Raw genomic sequence first — 22,682 nt, 5'->3', positions numbered from 1 at the left:
GATTCCCATGATCTTTACAACTCTTGTCAGACCGACACGTCAACCTCTTTTGGCTGCAATGCTCCTTGGGGGTATCGCGTTGTTGTTTCTCGTTTCCTGCGGCGGGGATGATTCCGACATGCCTGATTCCCTCAAAGAGGCATCCGATTCCCTCCATCCGCTGGCAGCCCACCTCAAGAAATCCTACACGGACGATCTGCCGGGACTGCTTGAGCGCCGGTATATCCGGGTGCTCACAACGGTCAACCGGACCAACTTCTTCATCGACGAAGGCCATCTGGTGGGGTTCGAATACTCCCTGCTCAACGGGTATCAGGATTTTTTGAACACGCAGAAAAAGGCCAAGGGATTGCCCATCGTTCTGGAATACATCCCCGTGGACCGCAACGAGCTCGTCCCCCTGCTGGTCAAGGGATACGGAGACATCGCCGCGGCCGGACTGACCATCACCCCGGAACGGGAGGAACAGGTCGACTTCACCATTCCCTACCTGACCCACGTCAAAGAAGTCGTCGTGACCCACACGAATGGTTTTACCCCTCAAACCCTTGAGGATCTGGCCGGACAGACCCTGTACGTACGGGGAAGCAGCAGCTATCGGGAAAGTCTGATCCGTCTGAACGAACAATTCGATGACAGGAATCTCAAACCGATCCGTATCGAAACGATTGACGAGCATATCGAGACCGAAAGCATTCTCGAGATGGTCAATACCGGGGCCATCCCCATGACCGTGGCTGACGAACATATCGCCCGGGCCTGGGTCAAAGCCCTGCCCAACATCGTGGTCAATGAGGATCTGGCCGTGAGAACCGGGGGAGAAATTGCATGGATGGTCCGTAAGGACAATCCCGAGCTCCTGGAAAGTTTGAACGAATTTCTCCGCTCCCACAAACAGGGCACCCTGCTCGGCAACATCTATTTCGAGCGCTACTACGAACCTTCACAGAGCCTGCTGAATCCCAGGGAACTCTCCAACTGGAACAAGCTCAAAAGGTACGAAGAAGTGATCAGAAAATATGCGGACAAATACGGTTTTGACTGGCTGCTCATCCTGGCCATGGCCTTCCAGGAATCGGGCCTGAACAACGACAAAGCAAGTCATGCCGGGGCAGTCGGGCTCTTACAGGTCCGCCCGTCCACAGCCGCGGACAAAAACATCGGCATTACAAATGTCCGCGATGTGGACAATAATGTCCATGCAGGGGTCAAATACCTGCACTTTCTGCGTACCAAGTACTTCGATTCCCCTTCCATCCGCCCCAGGGATCAGATCCGTTTCGCCCTGGCCTCCTACAACGCCGGGCCGGCCGCCATCCGCAAGGCACGCAAAGAAGCGGAAAACATGGGCCTTGACCCAACCCGCTGGTTCCGCAACGTGGAACTGGCCGTACTCAAGATCATCGGTCGGGAAACCGTGCAGTACGTGAGCAACATCAATAAATATTACATCCTGTACACCACCATCCTCCAGGAGGAACAGGAAGTAGAAACGGCCCTGGAGGCCGAAGAAAAGGCGCGATTATGAAAAGAATATTTCTTTGCCTGACAATTATATTGGGGCTGCTGAGTGGTACCGGTTGCGCCGGCTCGCCGCACGATAGACGCATCCGGCAGACCATCCCGGCCTCGGTTCTCACGGCAAAGGTCAATGGAATCAACATGGGATACAAAACAATGGGAAGCGGCGACCCTCTGCTCCTGATTGTCGGATACGCCTGCACCATGGACAGCTGGGACCCCGGCATGATCTCCGAGATCGCCCGAAATCATCAGGTGATCATGTTTGACAACCGCGGCACAGGGAGTTCAACCATTGACGATACAGAGCTGACCATTTCCCAGATGGCAGAAGATGTCGTACTCTTGCTGAAAGCGCTGCATATCGACAAGGCTGATCTCATGGGCTGGTCAATGGGATCGATCATTGCCCAGGAAATGCTCCTGAAACACCCCGATAAAGTGGACAAGGCCGTACTCTATGCGACGGCCGTGGATGCACAACCCATCAAGAAGGCCCTGGATGAAATGGCCGCCCTGAAAAAAGATGAATTCATCAGCAGATTGTTCCCACAGGCATGGAAGGATATGCATCCGGACATTTATTCGCAACTGCCCGGAGGTCCCGGCGTCTCGATGGATGTGATCAAACGCCAGTATACGGCCATCGTTGACTGGAAGGGCTCCAGAACACGGCTCAAAAAAATAGATGCCAACGAGGTACTCATTCTGGTCGGAGAAGAGGATCGCATTACCCCCATCGACCAGAATCTCGCAGCAGCACAGCAGATCCCCGGCGCATGGCTCGTGCGCTTCAAGGGAGCTGATCATTGGCTGATGTACCAGGCACCCGAGGAGATGGCAAAAACCGTTGATTTCTTTTTACAAACAAGACAAAATCTTTTGCAATGACCATAACATGTTGCCCTGACAGGGTTTCATCTGCTAGCATAGGAAAAAAGATATTCACACCGATCAGTGAAAGTGCTGCTGCAAACCACAGGAGACCCCATGCACATTCCCAGGGAGAAGAAACTGGAAATGCTCTGGTCAATGATCCTTGCCCGAAGGTTCGAGGATACATTGACTGAACTTTGCGCCCAACAGGATACCATTCCGGGAATGATGATCCTGGCCAATGGGCAGGAGGCTGTAGGGGCGGGAGTCTGTGCCGCCCTGACCCGGGATGATGTCATTATCACCAACCATCGCAGCCACCACCACCTTTTGGCAAAGGGAGCGGATCCCAAGGCGCTCATGGCTGAGATTTTTGGCAAGTCCACAGGTTGCAACAAGGGAAAAAGCGGCACGCTGCACCTGGCCGTACCTGCGATCAACGCCCCCTGCACCAGTACCGTGGTCGGCGCAGGACTGCCCATTGCCGTTGGAATGGGATTCGCCCAGCACTATCGCAGGGAATCGAACATTACGGTCTGTTTTTTCGGTGACGGGGCCGCTGACGAAGGCTCCTTTCATGAGGCACTCAATCTGGCCTCATTATGGAATCTTCCCGTGGTCTTTGTCTGTGAAAACAATGTGTATGCCGGGGCCCAGCGATACGAAGAGCACACCAGGGTCAAAAACGTGGCGGATCGGGCAGTGGCCTATGCCATGTACAGTGAAATCGTGGATGGAAACGATGCCCTGGCCGTGTACGAGGCCACCCGGAAAGCCAGGCAACGGGCCGTGCAGGGAGATGGCCCCACCCTCCTGGAATGCAAGACCTACCGCTGTCGGGGCCATGGTGAGACAGATCCTCAAATCTATCAATCCAAAAAGGAGATCGCTGCCTGGCAAAAAAAATGTCCTCTCCCCAGATTGCAGGAAACCCTTCTGGGCGAAGAGCTGCTCAGCCCCCAGAAGCTTGAAAGGCTGGAATCCAGGGCCAAAGAAGTGGTTGAAGAGGCTGTTCGCTTTGCCCGGGAAAGTCCGTGGCCCGCTCCTGAAGATGCACTGGATGACGTGATGGCATTGTAAATCCGGTCAAAAACAAGGACAAGAGTATGAAAAATCTAGGTATGGGCCAGGCCATCAATGAGGCCCTGCGCGAGGAAATGCACTCAGACAGTCGTGTATTTTTAGCCGGGGAAGGCATCGGTGTGAGTATCCACCATAATCCCATGCTCCCCACCCATGGACTTCTGGAAGAATTCGGACCCGAACGCATCCGGGACACCCCGGTTTCCGAGGCAGCCATTGCCGGGCTCGCCGTGGGCGCGGCCGCGGCCGGACTCCGACCTGTTGTGGAAATCATGTTCTCCCCCTTTTTCACCCTGGCCTCGGACATGATCGTCAACCACGCTGCCAAACTGCGTTATCTTTCGGGCGGTCTGACCTCTTTTCCCCTGGTTGTCCGCATCAAAACCGGAGCCGGATTCGGCGCCGGTTGCCAGCATTCCCACGATCTCGAGGCATGGATGGCCCATTGCCCCGGGCTCAAGGTCGTCATCCCCTCGAATCCGGCAGATGCTAAAGGACTGCTCAAAGCGGCTATCAGGGATGAAAACCCGGTTCTCTTTCTTGAGGACATGATGCTTTACTTTGCCCAGGCCCCCGTACCCGAAGAGGATTACCAGATCCCCATCGGCAAGGCCGAGGTCAAGAAACAGGGCAAGGATGTCACGGTGATCACCTGGTCCAAGATGGTCAATGTGGCCTTGGAAGCGGCCCGAAAGCTGGCCGAGGAACATACTATCGACGTGGAGGTTGTGGATCTGCGCACCCTGTCACCTCTGGATGAGGAGAGCGTTCTACGATCTGTGCGCAAGACAGGGAGGCTGGTGGTTCTCCACGAGGCAAACAAAACCGGAGGATTTGGAGGTGAAATCGCGGCCCTGGTCATGGAAAAGGCCTTTGACGCCCTCAAGGCACCCCTGTGCCGTGTGGCCGGTCCGGACATCCCGGTTCCCTTTAGTCCGCCTCTGGAAAAATTCTATATTCCAGACCATGACCAGCTCATAGAGGCGATTCAAGGCATGTTCAGACCCTACGCTACCTAAAAGCTGGCCTTCCCGTACATACTATCAAAGCCGTGCCCCGATCCATAATCCGGTCGGGGCACGGCTTTTTAGTGTCTTACCCTTGAAAGTCTGCCATGCAAAACAAAAAATCCTATAACCTCTTGAACTTAAAACCTAAATCTTAAAACCTAAAACCTAAAACTGCGGCTTCGCCGCATGAGTGTCTACAAACTGGGTTCTTTTACAGAGTCACACTCTCGAGGGTCGGATGGGAGACAAGGGTTTTAAACAATTGCTGGACGCGAAGATCATGACGGTCTTTGATCAGATGAAACAGATTCCACAAAAAGGGCAACCCCTGGCCGTTTTCAGCCAGAATGAGATCCCGGATGACATCTCCCTGAACCGCAGCTACCTGGGAAGATTCGGCACTGACCACGCTGTGGTGACGGATATCTCCTGCCTCCAACGCGGACCAGCCAAAACAATATCCGGACTTGATGATCCCCAGAATGACCGTGGCATCCGAATCATCGCTGATCTGCAGATAGGCCCGTCCTTTGGTCATGAAATAGAGATTGTCGGCTGAATCGCCCTGCTGATAGAGGACCTCGTCCTTTGCCAGCTCGATTACCGTGGCCGCATCGTTGATCTTTTCGACCAGTTCAGGGGACACATTGTCAAATACGTTGAACCGCGAAGGGTGCAGGATCATCATGTGAATATACGCTCCTCAATATGATTACAGAACCAGAATCAGCAGCACGGCCAGGGCCATGGTGAGGGCCAGCATGGCACCACCTATCTGAAACGTACCGGAATCCATGGCCTTGTTAATTCTTCTCAGTCTGACACTCGGCTGCAGTCTGTTATCAAACCAGACATCAGGGGACAGACTCTCAACCAGAAACACCACCCGGTCCGGCACAGCCCGCCCACAGGCTGCGATTCCTGAAACGATCCAACCGAAAAAGGTGGCTGCAACCGAATTCAATCCGTTGAAAAACCAGGCCGTGGCACGAAAAAACAATTTGCCGCCGCGCCGGTAGACCCAATCGATTTCCAGGGCAATGGTGTCGGTCCGCTTGAGCAAGGGAAGCAAGAGGAAAAAGGCCAGGGCCGAGAACATCAAAAGCTGCATCTGAGCCACGACCTTGGGGGCATGGTAGACAGTAAAATCACCCATGTCATAGGGCAGGATGTTGTACAGCGGATCAGGATAGATACCAAGGGCAAGACACAAGAAGGCCATGGCGCCCATGGCCCAGAGCATGTTTTTCGGGGCCTCGCTGGGACGCAATCCATGATCCTTGGCAAAAAAGACGAAGTAGGGAAACTTGATACCAGCATGCAGGAAAACACCTGCCGAAGCCACTTCCAGGATGGCCAGCACCCAGAGGAGATGTTCATGGGCAGCTGCATGCAGAATGATGCTCTTGCTGGTAAAGCCGCTGGTTCCGGGCACCCCGGAGATGGCCAGGGCACCAATCAAACCCAGGGCCAGGGACCAGGGCATGGTCTTGTAAAGTCCCCCGAGTTCCGTGCACTTGCTCCGGCCGGTCATGGCCAGGACGGCCCCGGCGGACATCCACAAGAGCGACTTGTAGATGATGTGGCAAAAGGCGTGGGCTGCGGCCCCGTTGATGGCCATAGCCGTGCCGATTCCAGCGGCCGTGACCATGAAGCCCACCTGGTTGGTGATGGAAAAGGCCAGGATGCGGCGCATGTCGTTTTCCAGCAGGGCGTAGATGATCCCGTACACGGCCATGAAACAGCCCACCACGATCAGAATTTCCCAGCCGGGAAAGGCCCGCAAAAGTGCATATACAGCCGTTTTAGTGGTATATGCCGAAAGTACCAGCCCCCCCACCACGGTTGCCTCGGGATAGGAATCCGAAAGCCAGCTTGAAAAGGGAAAGGCCGAGGCATTGACGAGCACACCGAGCAGAATCAGCCAGCTGCCCGGAGTCTGCGGGGACAAGGCCACAAAGGCCGTGTCTCCGGTTGCATGAACATGCATGACAATGCCGATGAGCATGCACAATCCACCAAAAAAATGGATAAGCACATAGCGGAATCCGGCCCCCATGGCCCGCGGTGTCTGCCGGGCCAGAATCAAAAAGGTGGAGGCAACCGCCATAATCTCCCAGAAGACGTACAGGGTGATCAGGTCCCCGGCAAAGACAGCCCCCAGGGCGGACCCGATATAGAAAAGCGCTGCCAGAAGCTGGCGGACATCCCTGAGCTGATAGGCAAAAACAAAGGCGAGCATGGAGTTCAGACAGAACACATAGCCAAACACCTTGCTCAGTTTGTCCACTCGCAGGATAACGAGATCACGCCCCAGAAAAGGCAGAGTCTCAACTGTTCCCTCAGGCAACAAATACACGCTGAGAAGCGCCAGGGCTGCAGCGGCTATGAGCAGCCGGTTCCGCCATTGCCCCACAAACAGGGGAATAAGGGCGACAGCGCCAAAATACAAAAGGGCTGGATGTATCTCAGTCATCATAGTAATCCGTGGGTTTTTTCAAGACAAAGCCCAAAACCTTGGCCACAAGGATCAAGACCACACAGGAAATCAAGCCGAACAAGGCGTTGAAACTGATGAAACCACTATGGGGAAAATGCGGTTCAGGTTTGGCAAAAAACTCCATGAGCACGGTTGCCGCGCATGTCCCCCACAAAAGCCACCAAAGCACCCGTCGGGTCTTGGGACGGTCAAAAAGATCGAACTCTTTCTTCTTGTTCATGACATCTCCTAAGGGAACGCCATCCGGGCAAGGGTCAAAAACGGTCCGGGATGGAAAAACAACACAACCGAAATGCCGGCCGTGATCAAGGGAGGAAGCACACATCCCAGGGGAGCCTCCTTGACGGGTCCCTGAAAATGGGCCTCATCCGGCGGACAGAACCAGGCCCTGTAGACTATAGGCAGAAAATAGGCAGCATTGAGAAGGGAGCTGCCCAGCAAGACCACCGCAAGGATCACCTGCCCGGAATCCAGACATCCGTTGAGCAGAAACCATTTACTGAGGAATCCACCCGTGGGGGGAATGCCGATGATGGACAGCGACCCGACAAAAAACGCGGCCATGGTCCAGGGCATACGGCGGCCGATGCCTTTCATCCGGCTGATGTATTTTTCGCCGGTGGCCACGAATATCGCCCCGGCACAGAAAAAGAGAGTGATCTTGCCAAAGGCGTGCATGGCAATATGCACCATCCCGCCTGTCACCCCGGCTGCATTCAAAAGCCCTGCGCCAAGGACGATGTAGGAAAGCTGTCCAATGGTGGAAAAGGCCAGCCGCCTCTTGAGCCCATCCTGAGACAGGGCGATGAGCGAGGCCACCAGCAGAGTGATCGCAGCCACTGTGGTCAAAAAATGATCCAGGCCGTATTGCTGCATGGTCTGAGCACCAAAAATGCCGGTAACCACACGCAAGACAGAAAAAACACCGACCTTGACCACGGCCACGGCATGGAGCAGCGAGCTGACCGGGGTGGGGGCAACCATGGCTGCGGGCAGCCAGGCATGCAGGGGCATGATGGCGGACTTGGCAAAACCGAAGATGATCACGCCGAACAAGACCGATACCAGCCAGGGATTGGCTCCGGACAGATCGATGCCTCCGGATGTAAAATCCAGGGTCCCGGCGATCTGATTCAGAATGACCATGGCCGGAAGAACCAGACCAATGGAGGTGCCCACAATGAAGGCCACGTACTTCCTGCCCGCCTTGCGACTCTCCTCGTCCTGATGATGAGTGACCAGGGGGTAGGTGGAAAAGGAAAGCAGTTCGTAAAAGAGATACAGGGTCAAAAGATTCGCGGAAAAGGCCACACCCACAGCACAAAAGATGGCCACGGCAAAATAACCGTAGAAACGTGTCTGGGCATGCTCGTTAAGGGAGCGCATGTATCCCATGGAATAGATGGTCGTCACCACCCAGAGGATCGAGGCCACAAGGGCGAAAAGCAGGCCCAGGGGATCGGCACGAAAGGCAATGGGCAGTCCGGGAAGAACATTCAGGGCGACCCAGGTATAGGTAGTGCCGGCAAGCACGGCCGGAGCCATGCAGATCACGGCCGTCACAAGCGTGAGTGCAGCGACAAAGGTCCAGGCCTCGCGAAGATTGGGCGTTCTTGCGGTGAGAATTCCGGGGATTGCCAGTAACGGCAAAAACGAGGCTATCATGGGCTGCAGGGAGAGAATAGATTCCATAACTGTTCCCGAGTTAGACAAAATGAGCGGGGATGATCACGGTAATGAGTCTGTCGACAATGAATCCGGTGGAAAGACCTGCAACAACGAGAACAACAACCGCCAAAACAAGCGGCACAACCCGTGTCCAGGACTCTGCCTCATAGGAGGTATCTTCCGGCTTCTCAAAAAAGGCCACTTCGAAAAAACGGAAAAAAAGCACCGCATTCATCAGACTGGAAAAAAGAAGTGCGGCCATAAAGACATATTGTCCGGCCTGCAGTGCGCCTGTGAGAAGATACCACTTGCTGAAAAACCCGAAAAACGGAGGAACCCCGATCATGGACAGGGCACCCACCACCACTGCCGCCATGGTCCAGGGCATGGTTTTGAAAAGACCGCGCAGATTTTCCGGTCCCATGCCGCCACGCTGACGGGCAATTGAACTTACGGCGATAAAAATGGTCGCGGTCATGAGCATGTCGGCAAAGATGTGCAGCATGGCCCCGGTCATTGCCGGGCGATTGCCGATGAACGTGCCGCCGACCATGTACCCCACTTCTGCCACAAGGATATAACACAAAACTCTGCGCAGATCCTTCTGCCTGAAGGCCATGATGGATCCGACAAAAATGGCGAGAGTACCCAGAATCACAGCGACATCGGGAATGGATGCAGGAATAAAGGTACCTTCCGGAAATACACTGATAATCAGACGAACAACCACATAGGCCATGACCTTGGTCGTCAACGGGGCCATGAGCGCAGCTGTGGCCGGCGTTGAATAGGCATAGGCCTGGGGAAGCCATCCATGGAGCGGAAACACGGCCATCTTGACCCAGAGTCCCAAAACGAGAAGGACCACGGCCGCGCGCATGGAACTCGTGGCTGCCGACGAGGCCAGAATATTCGCCATGTCCGCCATGTTCAGCGATCCCGTCAGAATATACAGATACCCAACGCCCAGCAGGTAGAGTGAGGCACCCACGGCTCCGACAACCAGATAATTGAGACTGGCCAGGGATGAACGTTTCCCGCCCATACCCAGGAGGGCATATCCGCTCAGGGCCGAGATCTCGATGAGCACGTAGAGATTGAAGAGATCCCCGGTGAGTACGATGCCCATGTGCCCGGCTATGGTCAGCAGGGACAGGGCGGCCATAGCCGCTCCCCTTTCATACGAATAACCTTTTATTTCATCGTAAAAAGAGAGAAAAACGACCAGAGAGGAGCAGCCAATGAGCAACAGGACGCCGGCACTGAAGGCATCCACCTGAAAAACGATCCCCCACGGCGGCGCCCAGCCGCCCATGGCATAGGTCAGTGCCCCTTGAGAGAGAACGGTTATCAGCAACCTGGCGGCAAAAAAAACAGATGCCCCTAGTGCGATCACGCCCACCGGATAGGCCAGCACTCCGCGGAGCCAGCCTGCCAGGATAGCGAGAAAGGCCCCGAACAATGGCGAGAGAATGGTGAGAACGACGTCTTGTGTCATGATGATCTACTAATTTTTTCAATGATTTCATCTTCTTCCAGCGTATTGTACGTTTCATAGATCCGCTGGACGAGCGCCAGTGCAACACCGAGAGTGGCCACGGAGACAACGATGGCCGTGAGCATGAGTACATGGGGCAGAGGGTTTATGTAGTCTGTGGGATTGATGGCGTTATGCGCGGCATGATCCATCAGAATGGGGATAGTGGCCCCTTTTTTGGAGCCGATGGCCACATAGAAGAGCATGATGGACGTCTGGAAGATGCTCAGCCCGATCATCTTTTTGATCAGATTCCGTTTGGCCACCATGGCGTATATTCCGGTCATCATGATCACCACATAGCCCCAATAATTGAACTTCGAGGTCAGTTGGTCCAGTAGCACATCCATAGATTTACAACCCCTCCAGAATCGTTCCCTTGGAAGACAGGAGCTTGAATATGATCACCAGGGCCGCAGTCACAGTCATGGCCACACCGACTTCAACCAGGAGGATCCCCAGGGAATGGCCGCTGGCCAGAGCCATGCCGAGGATGCCGGCCAACCCGCCGTAATCCAGAAAATTGGCACCCATGACCAGTCCCAGCAGACCGATACCCGCATAAAGGATGACCCCGGCTGCTGAAAGAAGATGGGAAGCTCTTTCCGCGAACCGCCCGACCAGAGTCCGCAGATCATGGGACACGGCCAGAAGGATGTAACTGGCGGCAAAGATGACGCCCGCCTGGAATCCTCCTCCCGGACTGTAGTGTCCGTGTACCAGGACATAGAGCCCGAAAAGCTGGATAAAGGGAATGATCAGCCGGCAGGTCGTGGTGATGACCACATCCTGTGGCGGCCAGGAAGAGTCCACCACCTCAAAGACGGTATCGTTGGCGTCCAGGGGACAGATCGCTGACTTGCGGACTACCAGCCCGGTGTCCAGATGCCGGAAATAGTAGACATCCTGTTTGCAGAATTCCCTGGGCATGCGGATGATCAGAAAACAGGCCAGGGCAGCTGCAAAAACCACGATGGTCTCGAACATGGTGTCAAAACCACGATAGTCCGCCAGAATCGCGCTGACGATATTCGGGGTTTTGGTGTCACCGTAGCTCTGTTCGATAAAATGCCTGGACACGTGCAGGCTGGCAGGCGAACCCACTTCGCCCCATGAGGGAAAATCGTACGTGGAGGCGATCATCACGGCACCGGCCAGCAAAACAATGAGTAATCCTGCCTTTTTCAATCTTTTGTCCTCCTGGTGGTCCGAAAAATAGCGGCAAAAACCAGGGCGCTGCTGATTCCGGCACCGATAGCCGCCTCGGTGAAAGCCACATCCACCGCACCCATGGAAAGCCAGAGCACACACATCATGAAACTATAGACCCCGAACAAAATGGCCGAGCTCAGAAGATCGCGCACATTGATGGCCGCGATGGCACAAACAATGAGCAACAGCAGGGCCGGCAGCTGAATTTCCCAGATCATGAGGGTTCTCCATTGTGTTTTTTCTTGATCCACGGTTCGATCCCGGCGCGTATCCCGGCGTTGACAATGGCATGCGTTGCGGTCGGACTCGTTACCAACACAAAGGCCCACAGCAAAAGAATCTTCAATTGAACCAGCACACTCATTGCTCCGGTATAGCCGCCGTACAGAATGAGCCCGAGCAACAGGGAGAGGGAGCCCAACGTGTCCAGCTTCCCGGCCATGTGCAAACGTGTATACACATCCGGCAGACGCAGAATGCCGATGGTCCCCCCTGTATAGAGAAGGAGTCCCAGCAAACAAAGAAGGATGACACCAGTTGTAACCAGAATATCAATCATTTCCGAACACTCCGCCTTAATGTGTTTCCACCCGGCAACCTTTTTTGTGGATGTATCGGCTGGCTGCCAGGACCGTGATAAAGTTGAGCATGGCATAGGAGAGGGCAATGTCCACAAACATGTCCTCGCGATTGAAGATCAGGCCGATAATCACGATCAGGGCAACAGTCTTGCTTCCAATGGCGTTCATGCCCATGAGCCGGTCTATGGTTGTCGGACCGACAATGGACCGGTACAGGGAAAGAGACATGATAACCACCAGATAGACTCCGATAGTCAAAATGAGATGTTCCATCAGTCCTCCTCGAAGACGGCTCTGAGCTTTTTCTCCATATCCCCGGGAACGCCTTCGGCCGACTGATCGTCAATGGCGTGCACAGACACATAGCCGCGTCTGTCTATGGAAACGGTTATGGTCCCGGGAGTCATGGTTATGGAATTGGCCAGAAAGGTCAGGCCGAGATTGGAGCGCAACCCGGTCTTGAAATGAACGACTCGGGGATTGATGAGGTCATACATGCGTGGGTGAAAAACAATGCGCAGCATGTGAAAATTGGCCTTGCCGATTTCCCATACCAGCCAGGGAATATAGAGGGCAAGGTTGACAACCGCGCGAATACTTCTGAACCTGCGCACCTCAGGTGGGACAAGTCCTTCCGACAGCCAGACGACAAGGCCGCAACAAAACGCCCCAAGAGAGAGATGAAAGGCATCGTACATGCCTGAGAGCACGAGCCAGAGAACAAACAGCACAATAAATCGTAAAATAGAGCTGAGAACCGTGTCCCAAAAACCTGTTTTTGCCGCAGCAGCTGGAGTGCCCCTGCTGACCACGCGGACAGTTGTATCTGACTGAGACATGCTAACCTCTTTGGTTTCTCGAAACGCTGCCGCGACCGGCTACGAGCAAAGTGGAGTAAACGAAATATCGTGGTAAATCATTGCACTGAACACTTCCCTATGGGGAAGATGAAACCCCACCCAGCCATCCGTATCCAAGGATTTCCAACAACGTAACCACCTGTAAAAAATGATCATCCTCAAATTTTTCTATCGAACAGCTTTTGTCGTTCCTCAGTGGCGTTAAGTTCGGCTACCCAATAGCAATAAAAAAATCCAGTCATTTTTCGGCAAAATTACATAATTTTGAGAAATATTGCACAAAGTCGACGACACGCTGTTCCTCGTTCCGGGCAACCGAGGGGATTCCACGGTCACCAGAAGATCAAGACGTCAAGCAGTCCCGCTACTGGGAAAAAAGGGAAACGGATGGCGGACAGACCGGATTATGTTGGGTGCACACTCTGAGGTCGAACTCAAATCGACAAAAAATTTTCATGCGAAGTCACGATCTTCCAGCCCGTCCACACAAAAAAAAAAACAGGATACACTGCCTTGCGTGACCCGAAACAGCTGGCTATAAAACAAGTTCATCTATTGTTTCGCTGAAAAACGACACCGCACATCTTCGCAGCGGCTTTATATACGTCCAAGGAGGTCGAATTCCATGTTGATCCAGCAAATCGCAGGCACAAGCATCCTCTTCCCCCTTCTGGCGGGACTACTCTGTCTGCTCAAACTTCCATCTATGCGCTTCCTGCTCGTCATCGGAACAGGGATCGTCCTTTCTGTGGCGTCTTTGATGCTGCTTTTGGCCGGACCATTCGCCTTTTCGCCCCGGAGCGTCCTGGGGATGAATCCTGATCTGCTGATCAGTGTCCTGGACTTTGCGCTGTTGTTCCTCATCCTCTATGTCAGTTACAAATTGAAAAGCAATAAGCTCATCATTTTGAGTTTATTGCAGATTGTCCCCCTCGCCTTTCTGGAAATCTTCATGCACCCGGGCGGAGAAAATCCGTCCCCGAGCATTTTTGCGGATCACCTGACCCTGATCATGGTCATGGTCGTCTCGATCATCGGCTCGCTCATCTGTATATACGGACTGAGTTACATGAAAACGCATGAAAACCATCTGGGGGTGTCCCGTTCGAGACAGGGAGAATTCTTCTTTCTGATGCTTCTTTTTCTGGGGGCCATGAATGGGCTGGTCCTATCCAACAACCTGTTATGGGTCTATTTCTTCTGGGAAGTGACCACCTTCTGTTCGTTCATGCTCATCCGTCATGATCGGACCGAAACGGCCCAGGCCAATGCCGAACGGGCCCTGTGGATGAACATGCTCGGCGGTGTCGGATTCATCTTCGCGCTGGTTATCCTGCGGGCCAAAGGACTGCCCCTGTTCCTCCAGGAACTCGTGGCCACATCTCCCGAGGCCGGACTCTCCCTGCTTCCCCTGGGCCTGCTCTGCTTTGCGGGATTCACCAAGGCTGCCCAGGTCCCCTTTCAGAGCTGGCTTTGCGGGGCCATGGTCGCGCCCACTCCGGTTTCCGCCCTGCTTCACTCCAGCACCATGGTCAAGGCGGGGGTCTATTTGATCCTCAGACTGGCTCCGGCGTTTGCCGGAACCCTGTTCAGCTCCTACGTGGCCCTGTTCGGTGCGTTCACCTTTATCGCCAGCTCGATACTCGCCCTCTCCCAGAGCAACGGAAAGAAAATCCTGGCCTACTCGACCATCGGCAAACTGGGCATGATCACTGCCTGCGCCGGCATCAACACCCCGGCGGCCATCTCCGCAGCCATCCTGCTGATCATTTTCCACGCTGTTTCCAAGGGATTGTTGTTCCTGTGCGTTGGAACCATCGAACAGAAGATCGGCAGCAGGGATATTGAGGACATGCGCGGCCTAGTGAGTACGATGCCATGGACCGCGGTAATCACCCTGATCGGCATGGTGACTATGTTCCTGCCCCCCTTTGGGGCCCTGCTCTGCAAATGGATGGCCATTGAAGCGGCCTCAGAGCTTCCCCTGGTAATCGTCATGCTCGCCTTGGGTTCCGCCCTGACCGTGGTCTTCTGGACCCGATGGGCAGGGATTCTTCTTTCGTCCACATGGACAGAGAGGGGATTCAAGGAAAAACAGGACCTCCTGATCCGCATCCCCTTGGCCGTACTGGCGGTACTGGCAGTGCTGGTCAGCTTCGGAATTCCGGGCCTGTACTCGACCATGGTCCTTCCCATGGTCCGGCAGTATTGCGAGATCAGCGACCATGTCGCTTGTGGAGGTTTTCTCTCCAGCCAATCCGGAGCGTTTTTCATCTATCCGCTCTTTCTGATCATGGGAGCGGGGGTGCTTTGGGCATGTCGAGCTTCCAAAAAGGCCCGCAAGCGGTCCTATTGCCCCCCGTACATGAGCGGACTTGAATCAAATGATCCGAACAAGATCGGCTTTGTCGGCCCCCTGAAACAATGGGTCGATTTCAAGGCGGGAAACTACTACCTGGAACCCTTTATCGGCGAGAAAAAAATCTCCTTCTCGATCAACATGATCTCCATCGGAATTCTGATCGTTTTGCTGGCGGGGGTGCTTTAAATGGAATTGAAGACGCTTTTTCTGATCATTCTGGCAATTATTGGATCACCCGTTCTCGGCGGACTCCTTTTCGGACTGGATCGCAAAATCACGGCGCGGGTCCAGGGGCGGTTTGGCCCCCCCCTCCTGCAGCCCTTCTACGATGTCATCAAGCTTCTGGGAAAGGAAAAAAGGATCGTCAACCACTGGCAGATATTCTGCGCCCAGATCTATCTGGTCTGCGCCGTGCTCTGCGTGGTCATGTTCGCCATGCAGACCGATCTGCTGATGATTTTCTTCGTCATGACCGCCGGAGCGGTATTCATGGTCATGGGGGCATTGTCCGTACCCTCTCCATACAGCCAGGTCGGCGGCCAGCGGGAACTGCTGCAGATGCTCGCCTATGAACCCCTGCTGGTCATCGTCTTCACGAGCATCTTTCTGGTCACCGGCAGTTTTAGGATCGATGCGATCCTGGCCCATGACCGTCCGCTCTTCTTGGTTTTGCCCCTGATATACCTTGTGCTCAGCTTCGCCCTGACCATCAAGCTGCGCAAGTCTCCCTTCGACATATCAACCTCGCATCATGCCCACCAGGAGCTGGTCCGGGGGGTGCTCACGGAATATTCCGGTCCGTATCTGGCGATCATCGAGATCGCCCACTGGTACGAAGTGGTCCTGATCATGGGGATTTGCGCCCTTTTCTGGACCACCAGCTGGTCCGGCATGTTCCTGTTGCTGAGCATTACTTATCTGGCCGAGATATTTATCGACAACGTCATGACCAGAATGACCTGGCGATGGATGCTCACCTATGTCTGGGGCATGGGCATCGGGCTATCGTTCATGAACCTGGCACTGGTCTACGCCAACTCCTTCTAGAATCAACAAACAAACGTCCGACGGCGGGAACCTTACCGTCCCGTGCAAGACATACTCATACCAAATGCATAAACGGAGTGCGATAATGGGCTTTTTCCAAGATCTCATGCACACATCCAGAACAAAATCCCCCTGGCTGCTCCATTTCGACTGCGGAAGCTGCAACGGGTGCGATATCGAAACCCTGGCCTGTCTTACCCCGGTCTATGATGTGGAACGATTCGGCATCATAAACGTCGGCAATCCCAAGCATGCCGACCTGCTGCTGGTCACCGGCACGGTCAACCACCGCAACAAACACGTGCTGAAGAACCTCTATGATCAGATGCCCTTTCCCAAGGCGGTCGTGGCCATCGGCTCCTGTGGAGCCACAGGAGGCATCTTCCGGGAAGCCTACAACGTGGTCGGCGGGATCGACAAAATCATCCCAGTGGACGTCTATGTTCCCGGCTGCCCGTCCAAGCCCGAGGCGATCATCGACGGCGTGATCCTGGCCCTTGAAAGACTCGAGGAGTATCGGAACAAAACCGGCCACGAACAAAAAACAATCAAGGACCTGCAAAAGGTCAGGGAGTTTTACGCCAATCGTTCGGAAAGACAGGTGGAGAAATAGACATGACGACAACAATCCAACTTATTGAAAAAGCTCTTCTGCTTCAAGAAGTCCAGACGCTGAAGAACAAGGGCTACCGATTCGTGACCCTCTCCTCGGTCCATTTCGATGACCGATTCGATGTCCTTTACCATTTCGACAGGGATCTGGAAATGAAGCATTTCAGGGTCTGCCTACCCAAGGGTGAGTCCATTCCAAGCATCTCTGGGATCTACCTGGCTGCCTTTATGGTCGAAAACGAAATTAAAGACGGATTCGGCATCGATTTCGAGGGACTGGCCATTGATTTTGAAGGACACCTCATGCTTGAGGACGATGTTCAGCGACACCCCTTCTGCACGGTCAGAGTGGAGAGCAAGCCCGCACAAACCAAGGAGGATGCATAATGTCGACAATCATTCCCTTTGGTCCCCAGCATCCGGTCCTTCCGGAGCCCCTGCATCTGCAGCTGACGGTCGAGAACGAAATCGTCACCCAGGCCCTCCCCACTGTAGGATATGTCCACCGCGGCCTGGAATGGCTGGCCCAGAAAAAAGACTTTCACCAGATGGTCCAGATTGTGGAGCGTGTCTGCGGCATCTGCAGCTGCATCCATGCGGCCACCTATTGTCAGGGCATTGAAAAACTCATGAATATCGAGGTCCCGGAACGGGCCGAATACCTCCGGGTCATCTGGTCGGAAATGCACCGTGTGCACAGCCATCTCCTCTGGCTCGGACTCATGGCCGATTCCTTTGGCCTGGAAAGCCTGTTCATGCAGTGCTGGAGAATTCGGGAGCAGATCATGGACGTGATGGAGGCCACGGCCGGCAATCGGGTCATCATCTCGGTGAACCAGATAGGCGGGGTACGTCGGGATCTGAGCCCCACCCAGCTGACCTGGATTCTGGACGTGCTCAAGAAGATGGAAAAAGATTTCCTCCCCCTTAAATCCACCTTCAGCGACGACTATACCGTGCGTAACCGAACCGTGGGCATAGGTCTTCTTCCCCAGGACAGGGCCTACGAACTGGGCGCGGCCGGTCCGACTTTGCGGGGTAGCGGGGTGGCCGAAGATATCCGCATGACCGGATACGGGGCTTACAAACACCTCGACTTCCAGCCCATGGTTGAACAGGACGGGGATTGCTGGTCTAGAACCAGGGTTCGGTTCCGGGAAGTCCTCCAATCGATTGATCTGGTGCGCCAAGCCATTGCCAAATTGCCCGAAGGAGAACTGGCCGCCCAGGTCAAGGGCCGACCCGAAGGCGAAGTGGTCATGCGCACCGAGCAGCCCCGGGGCGAGGTCATGTATTACATCAAGGCCTCGGGAGGCAAATTCCTGGACCGCTGCCGCATCAGAACGCCCACATTCGCCAATGTCCCGCCGCTCTTGGAGATGCTCCCGAACGCCGCTCTGGCCAATGTCCCGGTGATCGTCCTCTCCATTGACCCGTGCATCAGCTGTACGGAACGCTAAAGGAGTTTTCCCATGTTCAAGATGACCCCGAACATCATCAAAAATATCTGTTCCAAATACGCTACCAGGCTTTATCCCTTGGAAGTACGCGAACCCTTTGAAGGGGTCAGAGGCAATTTGGACGTGGATATCGAACAGTGCATCTTCTGCAAGAAATGCATGCTCAAGTGCCCGTCGGGATGCATCACTGTGGACAAGGAAAACAGAACCTGGGAAGTCGATCCCTACGCCTGCGTCTATTGTGGAATCTGCGTGGACAACTGCCCAACAAAATGTCTGAGCATGTCTCCCAAGTACCGCAAACCCGCCCTGCAAAAAGACTTTAAAAGAGCGATCCAGCGTGACAAACAGGCCTGACCAGAAGCAAACGAACCAACACACAAAGGGCAGGAGGCTCTCGAAACGTGAGACATCCTGCGCATGATGTTACAGCACCGTGCCCAATTTCTCCACAATCCGACCAAACGCCTCGGCCTCCTGGGGGGTCAAAACGTCCAGCATGTCAGCGGCCAGACGGAGGTGATGCCTGTGATGCTCATGATAAAGCCCCTGCCCGGTCTCTGTCAGTTCCACAAGAATGGAACGACGATCCCTTGCATGGGGACTTCGCGTCACCAGCCCCATTTTCTCCAGACGATCCACGGCAACGGTCAGGGTGCCGGTGGTCACCCCGGTTCGGGTCGCCAGTTCCTTCATCCGCAAGGGAGCAAAACGCCCTAAAACCTCCAGAATATGGGTCTGCTGCAGAGTGATGGCCCCGCCCCGGACCACCCCCTGTTCCCAGGAAGACAGTTTGTCGTAGAATTCGATCACCCGGTCGCTGAAGACCTCGACATCATGCATGGGAGACCTCCTTATGGGATGATGGTGGTCTGACTGGGGAATCGTCCGACTGAACCTCGATAAAGACATGTTTTAGATCAGGAAATCGGGCGTGCAGCCACCTGAGATAGTCTGAGGAATGATCCAAATCTTCCTCCAGGACCAGCCTCGCAGCCAGTTCATGCGGGCCGAGAGTCCACAGAGCCAGGTCCTTGACTCGCCAGGGAGGATTGATGCCCTGATCGTTGCCTGGTTTCATTTCAGTTGGATCAGGAATGCGCCGGTCCAAAAGGACATGCGTTGTCTGCTTCATCAGTCCCAGAGCCCACCGGCCCACGACCACCGCCCCTACAATTCCCATGAAGGGATCGAGCTGATTCCAGCCGTACAATCTGCCGCCCAGAAGTGCGACAATGGCCAGAATGGAGGTCAGGGCATCGGCCAAGACATGAAGATACGCTGCCTTGAGATTGTGATCGTGGTTATGTGCATGATCCACGTCACGCAGCCACCAGGCGCTGATCAGATTGACCGCCAGCCCGGCACAGGTGACCAGGATGGCCTCGGTAAAGGCTATGGGTACAGGTGAAAAAAACCGGGCCCCTGATTCCACGATCATGTACAAACTGACCAGAATGAGTCCGATGGAAGATGCGAAACCGGCCAGAGAATTGGCCTTGCCCGCCCCGAACACGAACTCCGGGTTGTCCCTGTTTTTTCGAATATAATAATAGGCGAACCAGGCCACGGCCATGGCTCCGGCATGACTGGCCATATGCCATCCATCCGCCAGAAGGGCCATGGACCCGAAAGCCCATCCGGAAAAGATCTCCACAACCATGGTCACGCAGGTCAACCAGAAAACGGCCCGCGTACCCTGCTCTCCACCCCCATGATCATGGTGACCATGCGCACACGCATAGGACATGCATGCCTCCTTGTATTGTTTGATAGTCAAAAAGAACGAAAATCAAACAATTAAAAAAACATCCTTGATTGTCAAACTAAAAAATCACACTATGTAGACATAGGTCGTGTTGTGCGGCACGCCAATCCTCCCTCTTCAAAAATCGATGCGCCAATAAGCGGCGACAACGCCTTAACGATCCAGATCGGGCCGAGCCAAGTATTGTTATTGTTCAGGTGCTTGGATGAGAACACCTTTGCCTCGGGTGTCAGCTCAAGGGAATTTGACAAGTACTTTGCTCACAGTCTAACAAATATGGTATATTGATCACTATGTTTATAACCCGTCCTGAATCCGTGAGCATCGTTCCGCTAAAGGGTGATACTCACGGATTCATAACATTATTAGCATGTTCATGCTTGAGGTAAAAAATGTCTCTCAAAAACAATAAAAGTATTTCAGGATCCTATGTTTTATGGGTCAGCCTGCTCATGATTGTCTGTTTCGGAGCTTTCATCCCGACAATCTACCTGAAAGAAAGCCATAAGCTCATTCAAGGCAGCAAGTTCACATCCCAGATGCTTGTCGACAATACCCGACAGGCTCTGACCACATGGATTGATGATCAAATTCGAACCATACAGGTCATTGCTGCCGATCCCAGAGTAGTTGCAGCCTGTGAAACACCTGACGACACGATCACGGTTTCGAAAGCCCATGAATATTTGACGCTCATGCATGAAAAATATCCATATCTGGAGAACATTCCCCTTGCATCACGTCTTCCCAAAGGTGAGAAAATAGATATAAATGTTGGTGATAAATCCATAAAGGTTGGATCAGGAAGTTTTTTTACGGACACTGTTGAAGGGAAAACCATTGGCAAATGCAATGAAAATTTCAGTTACATAAAAAATGTATTTCAGGGTAAAGACCACTACATCAGCCAGGTCTACCCCAGTCTCCTTCGAGGAAACCCAATCTTTGTCATTTGTGCTCCAGTCAAAAAAAATGGAGAAATCATCGGAGCTGCCATCTATGCCATTCAGATGGATTACTTCACCAAACGATTTGTCCAGGAAGCCAGAATTGGCGAAACAGGAAGAATGCTGATGCTCGACGACAGGGGTATGTTCATCTCCCATCCGGATCAATCCATGATTCTCAACGATGAAAGCAAGACCCTGACTCGACCAATCATGGACAAAATCGAAGCCGGCAGCAAAGAGTTCGTGATTGATTTCAGGGGAGCAGAAACCAATTTTACCGTGGCTCCGTTTGACAGCAACAATTACCACATTCTTCATGACTGGTTCATTGTCTTTGCCCAAGCTCAAAAAGAGCTCGTGGCCGATGCCAGGGACACCTTGTCATATCTTGTCATTCTCAGCCTGACCATGATTGTTCTTCTCATAGGCGCGATTTTCCTCCTTACCAGAAAAATCATTGTCCAGCCCTTGGAGGAGGCTGTTCGTATCACCGACGAACTGGCCAATGGCAATTTGGATATACACATAGAAAAACGACGTCAGGATGAAATTGGAAGGTTTCTCCAGGCAATGCAGAACATGATCGGCAAACTCCACAACGTCGTGCAGACCGTGAACACTGCGACTGACCACGTGGCTCAAAACAGCATCCACTTCAGTTCTTCATCCGAGCAGCTTTCTCAAGGGGCAACTGAACAGGCGTCAAATGTCGAGGAAGTCTCGTCCTCCATGGAGCAGATGGCTGCCAATATTCAACAAAACATGGACAACGCACTGGAAACGGAAAAAATCGCCAAGCAGGCAGCTCATGATGCCGAGGATGGCGGGGAAGCAGTGAGAGGAACGGTCAAATCCATGAGGGTCATCGCGGATAAAATCTGGATCATTGACGAGATAGCCAGACAGACGAATCTTCTCGCTCTGAATGCAGCCATAGAGGCTGCCAGGGCGGGGGATGCCGGTAAAGGGTTTGCCGTTGTGGCCGCCGAAGTACGGAAATTAGCCGAGCGAAGTGGCCAGGCCGCCAGTGAGATCATCGAATTGTCCTCCTCGAGCGTCAAGGTGGCTGAAAAGGCAGGCGCAATGCTTCGTGAAATCGTTCCAAACATCCAGAAGACCGCCGACCTCGTGCAGGAGATCGCAGCTGCCAGCCGGGAGCAGAACTCCGGAGCGGATCAGGTCAATACAGCCATTCAGCAGCTTGATCAGATCATTCAACAAAATGCCGCCGCTTCAGAAGAGATGGCCTCCACGGCTGAAGGATTGACCGAACAGGTTCAGCAGCTCCGTGAAACCATGGGTTTTTTCAAAATGAATGACACATTGAAGGATTGAAATCTTCCTGAATGAGTTGCCGGTAAGCCTCGCAAAAGGCCCGTATCATCTTCTGATATGGGCCTTTTTCAATACCGAGTCTTCGTTCCTTTACGCAAATCTCGGGCGAACATCGTGGCAAGGCTGCGACCGGTCAATCAAGCGGAGGTGATTCCATCAAATGCGCTTCGTGCGTGCTGAACCAGGCGGGTTTTGCGCAGAGCCTGCGCGGCATCATCAAAAAAGTTCAGGACAGAATGCACGGACAGAGGCCGAAACTTCCATTGTCCTTGAGCATGCCGTACATCCCTTTCAAGGATC

The 22,682-nt window shown here is 53.8% G+C and carries 24 protein-coding genes; 11 read left to right on the top strand and 13 right to left on the bottom strand.

The window, feature by feature from the left end; translation table 11 throughout:
- The first annotated feature begins 7 nt into the window (after positions 1-7).
- The 4 genes from ACTVJH_RS10975 to ACTVJH_RS10960 all read left to right on the top strand — a co-directional run bounded on the left by ACTVJH_RS10975 (position 8) and on the right by ACTVJH_RS10960 (position 4,499).
- Entirely contained in the window at positions 8-1,528 is a 1,521-nt protein-coding gene (locus ACTVJH_RS10975) for a transglycosylase SLT domain-containing protein (protein WP_455990412.1), read from the top strand.
- Positions 1,525-2,412 (top strand): alpha/beta fold hydrolase, encoded by an 888-nt coding sequence (locus tag ACTVJH_RS10970; RefSeq protein ID WP_455990409.1) that lies wholly within the window; start codon positions 1,525-1,527, stop codon positions 2,410-2,412. The genes ACTVJH_RS10975 and ACTVJH_RS10970 overlap by 4 nt, the downstream gene beginning before the upstream one ends.
- 99 nt (positions 2,413-2,511) lie before the next feature.
- Positions 2,512-3,477, top strand: a complete 966-nt coding sequence (locus tag ACTVJH_RS10965) for a thiamine pyrophosphate-dependent dehydrogenase E1 component subunit alpha (protein ID WP_455990406.1) — start codon at positions 2,512-2,514, stop codon at positions 3,475-3,477.
- 26 nt (positions 3,478-3,503) lie between these two features.
- Positions 3,504-4,499 carry an alpha-ketoacid dehydrogenase subunit beta gene (locus ACTVJH_RS10960; RefSeq protein ID WP_455990403.1) on the top strand — a complete coding sequence of 332 codons (996 nt, stop codon included), beginning with the start codon at positions 3,504-3,506 and terminating at the stop codon, positions 4,497-4,499.
- A 202-nt stretch (positions 4,500-4,701) separates the two neighbouring features.
- Here the strand turns inward: ACTVJH_RS10960 and ACTVJH_RS10955 are convergent, their stop codons facing one another.
- The 11 genes from ACTVJH_RS10955 to ACTVJH_RS10905 are packed head-to-tail and all read right to left on the bottom strand — an operon-like array spanning position 4,702 to position 12,827.
- Entirely contained in the window at positions 4,702-5,178 is a 477-nt protein-coding gene (locus ACTVJH_RS10955) for a Crp/Fnr family transcriptional regulator (protein WP_455990400.1), read from the bottom strand.
- Positions 5,179-5,202: 24 nt separating this feature from the next.
- Positions 5,203-6,969: a Na(+)/H(+) antiporter subunit D gene (locus ACTVJH_RS10950; protein WP_455990397.1), complete on the bottom strand. Its 1,767-nt coding sequence runs from the start codon at positions 6,967-6,969 to the stop codon at positions 5,203-5,205.
- Positions 6,959-7,210 (bottom strand): hypothetical protein, encoded by a 252-nt coding sequence (locus ACTVJH_RS10945; protein ID WP_455990394.1) that lies wholly within the window; start codon positions 7,208-7,210, stop codon positions 6,959-6,961. The genes ACTVJH_RS10950 and ACTVJH_RS10945 overlap by 11 nt, the downstream gene beginning before the upstream one ends.
- A gap of 8 nt (positions 7,211-7,218) precedes the next feature.
- Complete coding sequence (locus tag ACTVJH_RS10940) at positions 7,219-8,682, bottom strand: monovalent cation/H+ antiporter subunit D family protein (RefSeq protein ID WP_455990391.1); 1,464 nt, start codon at positions 8,680-8,682, stop codon at positions 7,219-7,221.
- A gap of 13 nt (positions 8,683-8,695) precedes the next feature.
- On the bottom strand, positions 8,696-10,156 hold the full coding sequence (locus ACTVJH_RS10935; RefSeq protein WP_455990388.1) for a complex I subunit 5 family protein: 1,461 nt from the start codon (positions 10,154-10,156) through the stop codon (positions 8,696-8,698).
- Positions 10,153-10,545 (bottom strand): cation:proton antiporter subunit C, encoded by a 393-nt coding sequence (locus ACTVJH_RS10930; protein ID WP_455990385.1) that lies wholly within the window; start codon positions 10,543-10,545, stop codon positions 10,153-10,155. The genes ACTVJH_RS10935 and ACTVJH_RS10930 overlap by 4 nt, the downstream gene beginning before the upstream one ends.
- Positions 10,546-10,549: 4 nt before the next feature.
- Positions 10,550-11,383, bottom strand: a complete 834-nt coding sequence (mbhE, locus tag ACTVJH_RS10925) for a hydrogen gas-evolving membrane-bound hydrogenase subunit E (RefSeq protein ID WP_455990382.1) — start codon at positions 11,381-11,383, stop codon at positions 10,550-10,552.
- The gene (locus ACTVJH_RS10920) at positions 11,380-11,625 is read right to left on the bottom strand and encodes a hydrogenase subunit MbhD domain-containing protein (protein ID WP_455990379.1); all 246 of its coding nucleotides are present in this window, start codon (positions 11,623-11,625) and stop codon (positions 11,380-11,382) included. The genes mbhE and ACTVJH_RS10920 overlap by 4 nt, the downstream gene beginning before the upstream one ends.
- Positions 11,622-11,966, bottom strand: a complete 345-nt coding sequence (mnhG, locus tag ACTVJH_RS10915) for a monovalent cation/H(+) antiporter subunit G (protein ID WP_455990376.1) — start codon at positions 11,964-11,966, stop codon at positions 11,622-11,624. Before mnhG ends, ACTVJH_RS10920 begins: the two co-directional genes overlap by 4 nt.
- 16 nt (positions 11,967-11,982) lie before the next feature.
- Positions 11,983-12,261, bottom strand: a complete 279-nt coding sequence (locus tag ACTVJH_RS10910; RefSeq protein WP_455990373.1) for a monovalent cation/H+ antiporter complex subunit F — start codon at positions 12,259-12,261, stop codon at positions 11,983-11,985.
- The gene (locus ACTVJH_RS10905; RefSeq protein WP_455990370.1) at positions 12,261-12,827 is read right to left on the bottom strand and encodes a Na+/H+ antiporter subunit E; all 567 of its coding nucleotides are present in this window, start codon (positions 12,825-12,827) and stop codon (positions 12,261-12,263) included. Before ACTVJH_RS10905 ends, ACTVJH_RS10910 begins: the two co-directional genes overlap by 1 nt.
- A gap of 649 nt (positions 12,828-13,476) precedes the next feature.
- Between ACTVJH_RS10905 and ACTVJH_RS10900 the strand changes: the two genes are divergently transcribed.
- From ACTVJH_RS10900 to ACTVJH_RS10875, 6 genes are all read left to right on the top strand, one after another.
- Positions 13,477-15,396, top strand: coding sequence for an NADH-quinone oxidoreductase subunit 5 family protein (locus tag ACTVJH_RS10900; protein ID WP_455990487.1), 1,920 nt, complete (start codon positions 13,477-13,479; stop codon positions 15,394-15,396).
- Positions 15,397-16,257 (top strand): respiratory chain complex I subunit 1 family protein, encoded by an 861-nt coding sequence (locus ACTVJH_RS10895; RefSeq protein WP_455990367.1) that lies wholly within the window; start codon positions 15,397-15,399, stop codon positions 16,255-16,257.
- 64 nt (positions 16,258-16,321) lie between these two features.
- A complete protein-coding gene (locus tag ACTVJH_RS10890) occupies positions 16,322-16,870 on the top strand; it encodes an NADH-quinone oxidoreductase subunit B family protein (protein WP_455990364.1) in 549 nt (182 codons plus the stop codon).
- 2 nt (positions 16,871-16,872) lie between these two features.
- Complete coding sequence (locus ACTVJH_RS10885; protein WP_455990361.1) at positions 16,873-17,256, top strand: NADH-quinone oxidoreductase subunit C; 384 nt, start codon at positions 16,873-16,875, stop codon at positions 17,254-17,256.
- On the top strand, positions 17,253-18,329 hold the full coding sequence (locus tag ACTVJH_RS10880) for a hydrogenase large subunit (RefSeq protein ID WP_455990484.1): 1,077 nt from the start codon (positions 17,253-17,255) through the stop codon (positions 18,327-18,329). The genes ACTVJH_RS10885 and ACTVJH_RS10880 overlap by 4 nt, the downstream gene beginning before the upstream one ends.
- Positions 18,330-18,341: 12 nt before the next feature.
- Positions 18,342-18,686, top strand: a complete 345-nt coding sequence (locus ACTVJH_RS10875) for a 4Fe-4S dicluster domain-containing protein (protein WP_455990358.1) — start codon at positions 18,342-18,344, stop codon at positions 18,684-18,686.
- Between the two features lie 69 nt (positions 18,687-18,755).
- Here the strand turns inward: ACTVJH_RS10875 and ACTVJH_RS10870 are convergent, their stop codons facing one another.
- Together ACTVJH_RS10870 and ACTVJH_RS10865 are read right to left on the bottom strand one after the other, a co-directional pair.
- The gene (locus ACTVJH_RS10870; RefSeq protein ID WP_455990355.1) at positions 18,756-19,172 is read right to left on the bottom strand and encodes a MarR family winged helix-turn-helix transcriptional regulator; all 417 of its coding nucleotides are present in this window, start codon (positions 19,170-19,172) and stop codon (positions 18,756-18,758) included.
- Positions 19,165-20,079 (bottom strand): cation diffusion facilitator family transporter, encoded by a 915-nt coding sequence (locus ACTVJH_RS10865; RefSeq protein ID WP_455990352.1) that lies wholly within the window; start codon positions 20,077-20,079, stop codon positions 19,165-19,167. Before ACTVJH_RS10865 ends, ACTVJH_RS10870 begins: the two co-directional genes overlap by 8 nt.
- Before the next feature lie 410 nt (positions 20,080-20,489).
- On the opposite strand from ACTVJH_RS10865, the gene ACTVJH_RS10860 reads away from it, so the two are divergent.
- Entirely contained in the window at positions 20,490-22,382 is a 1,893-nt protein-coding gene (locus tag ACTVJH_RS10860; RefSeq protein WP_455990349.1) for a methyl-accepting chemotaxis protein, read from the top strand.
- Positions 22,383-22,682: the final 300 nt, after the last annotated feature.

It is taken from the genome of Desulfoplanes sp. PS50 (assembly GCF_053851535.1).
The sequence above is the reverse complement of the archived record's forward strand: the minus strand, read 5'-3'. Positions and strand labels throughout refer to the sequence as shown.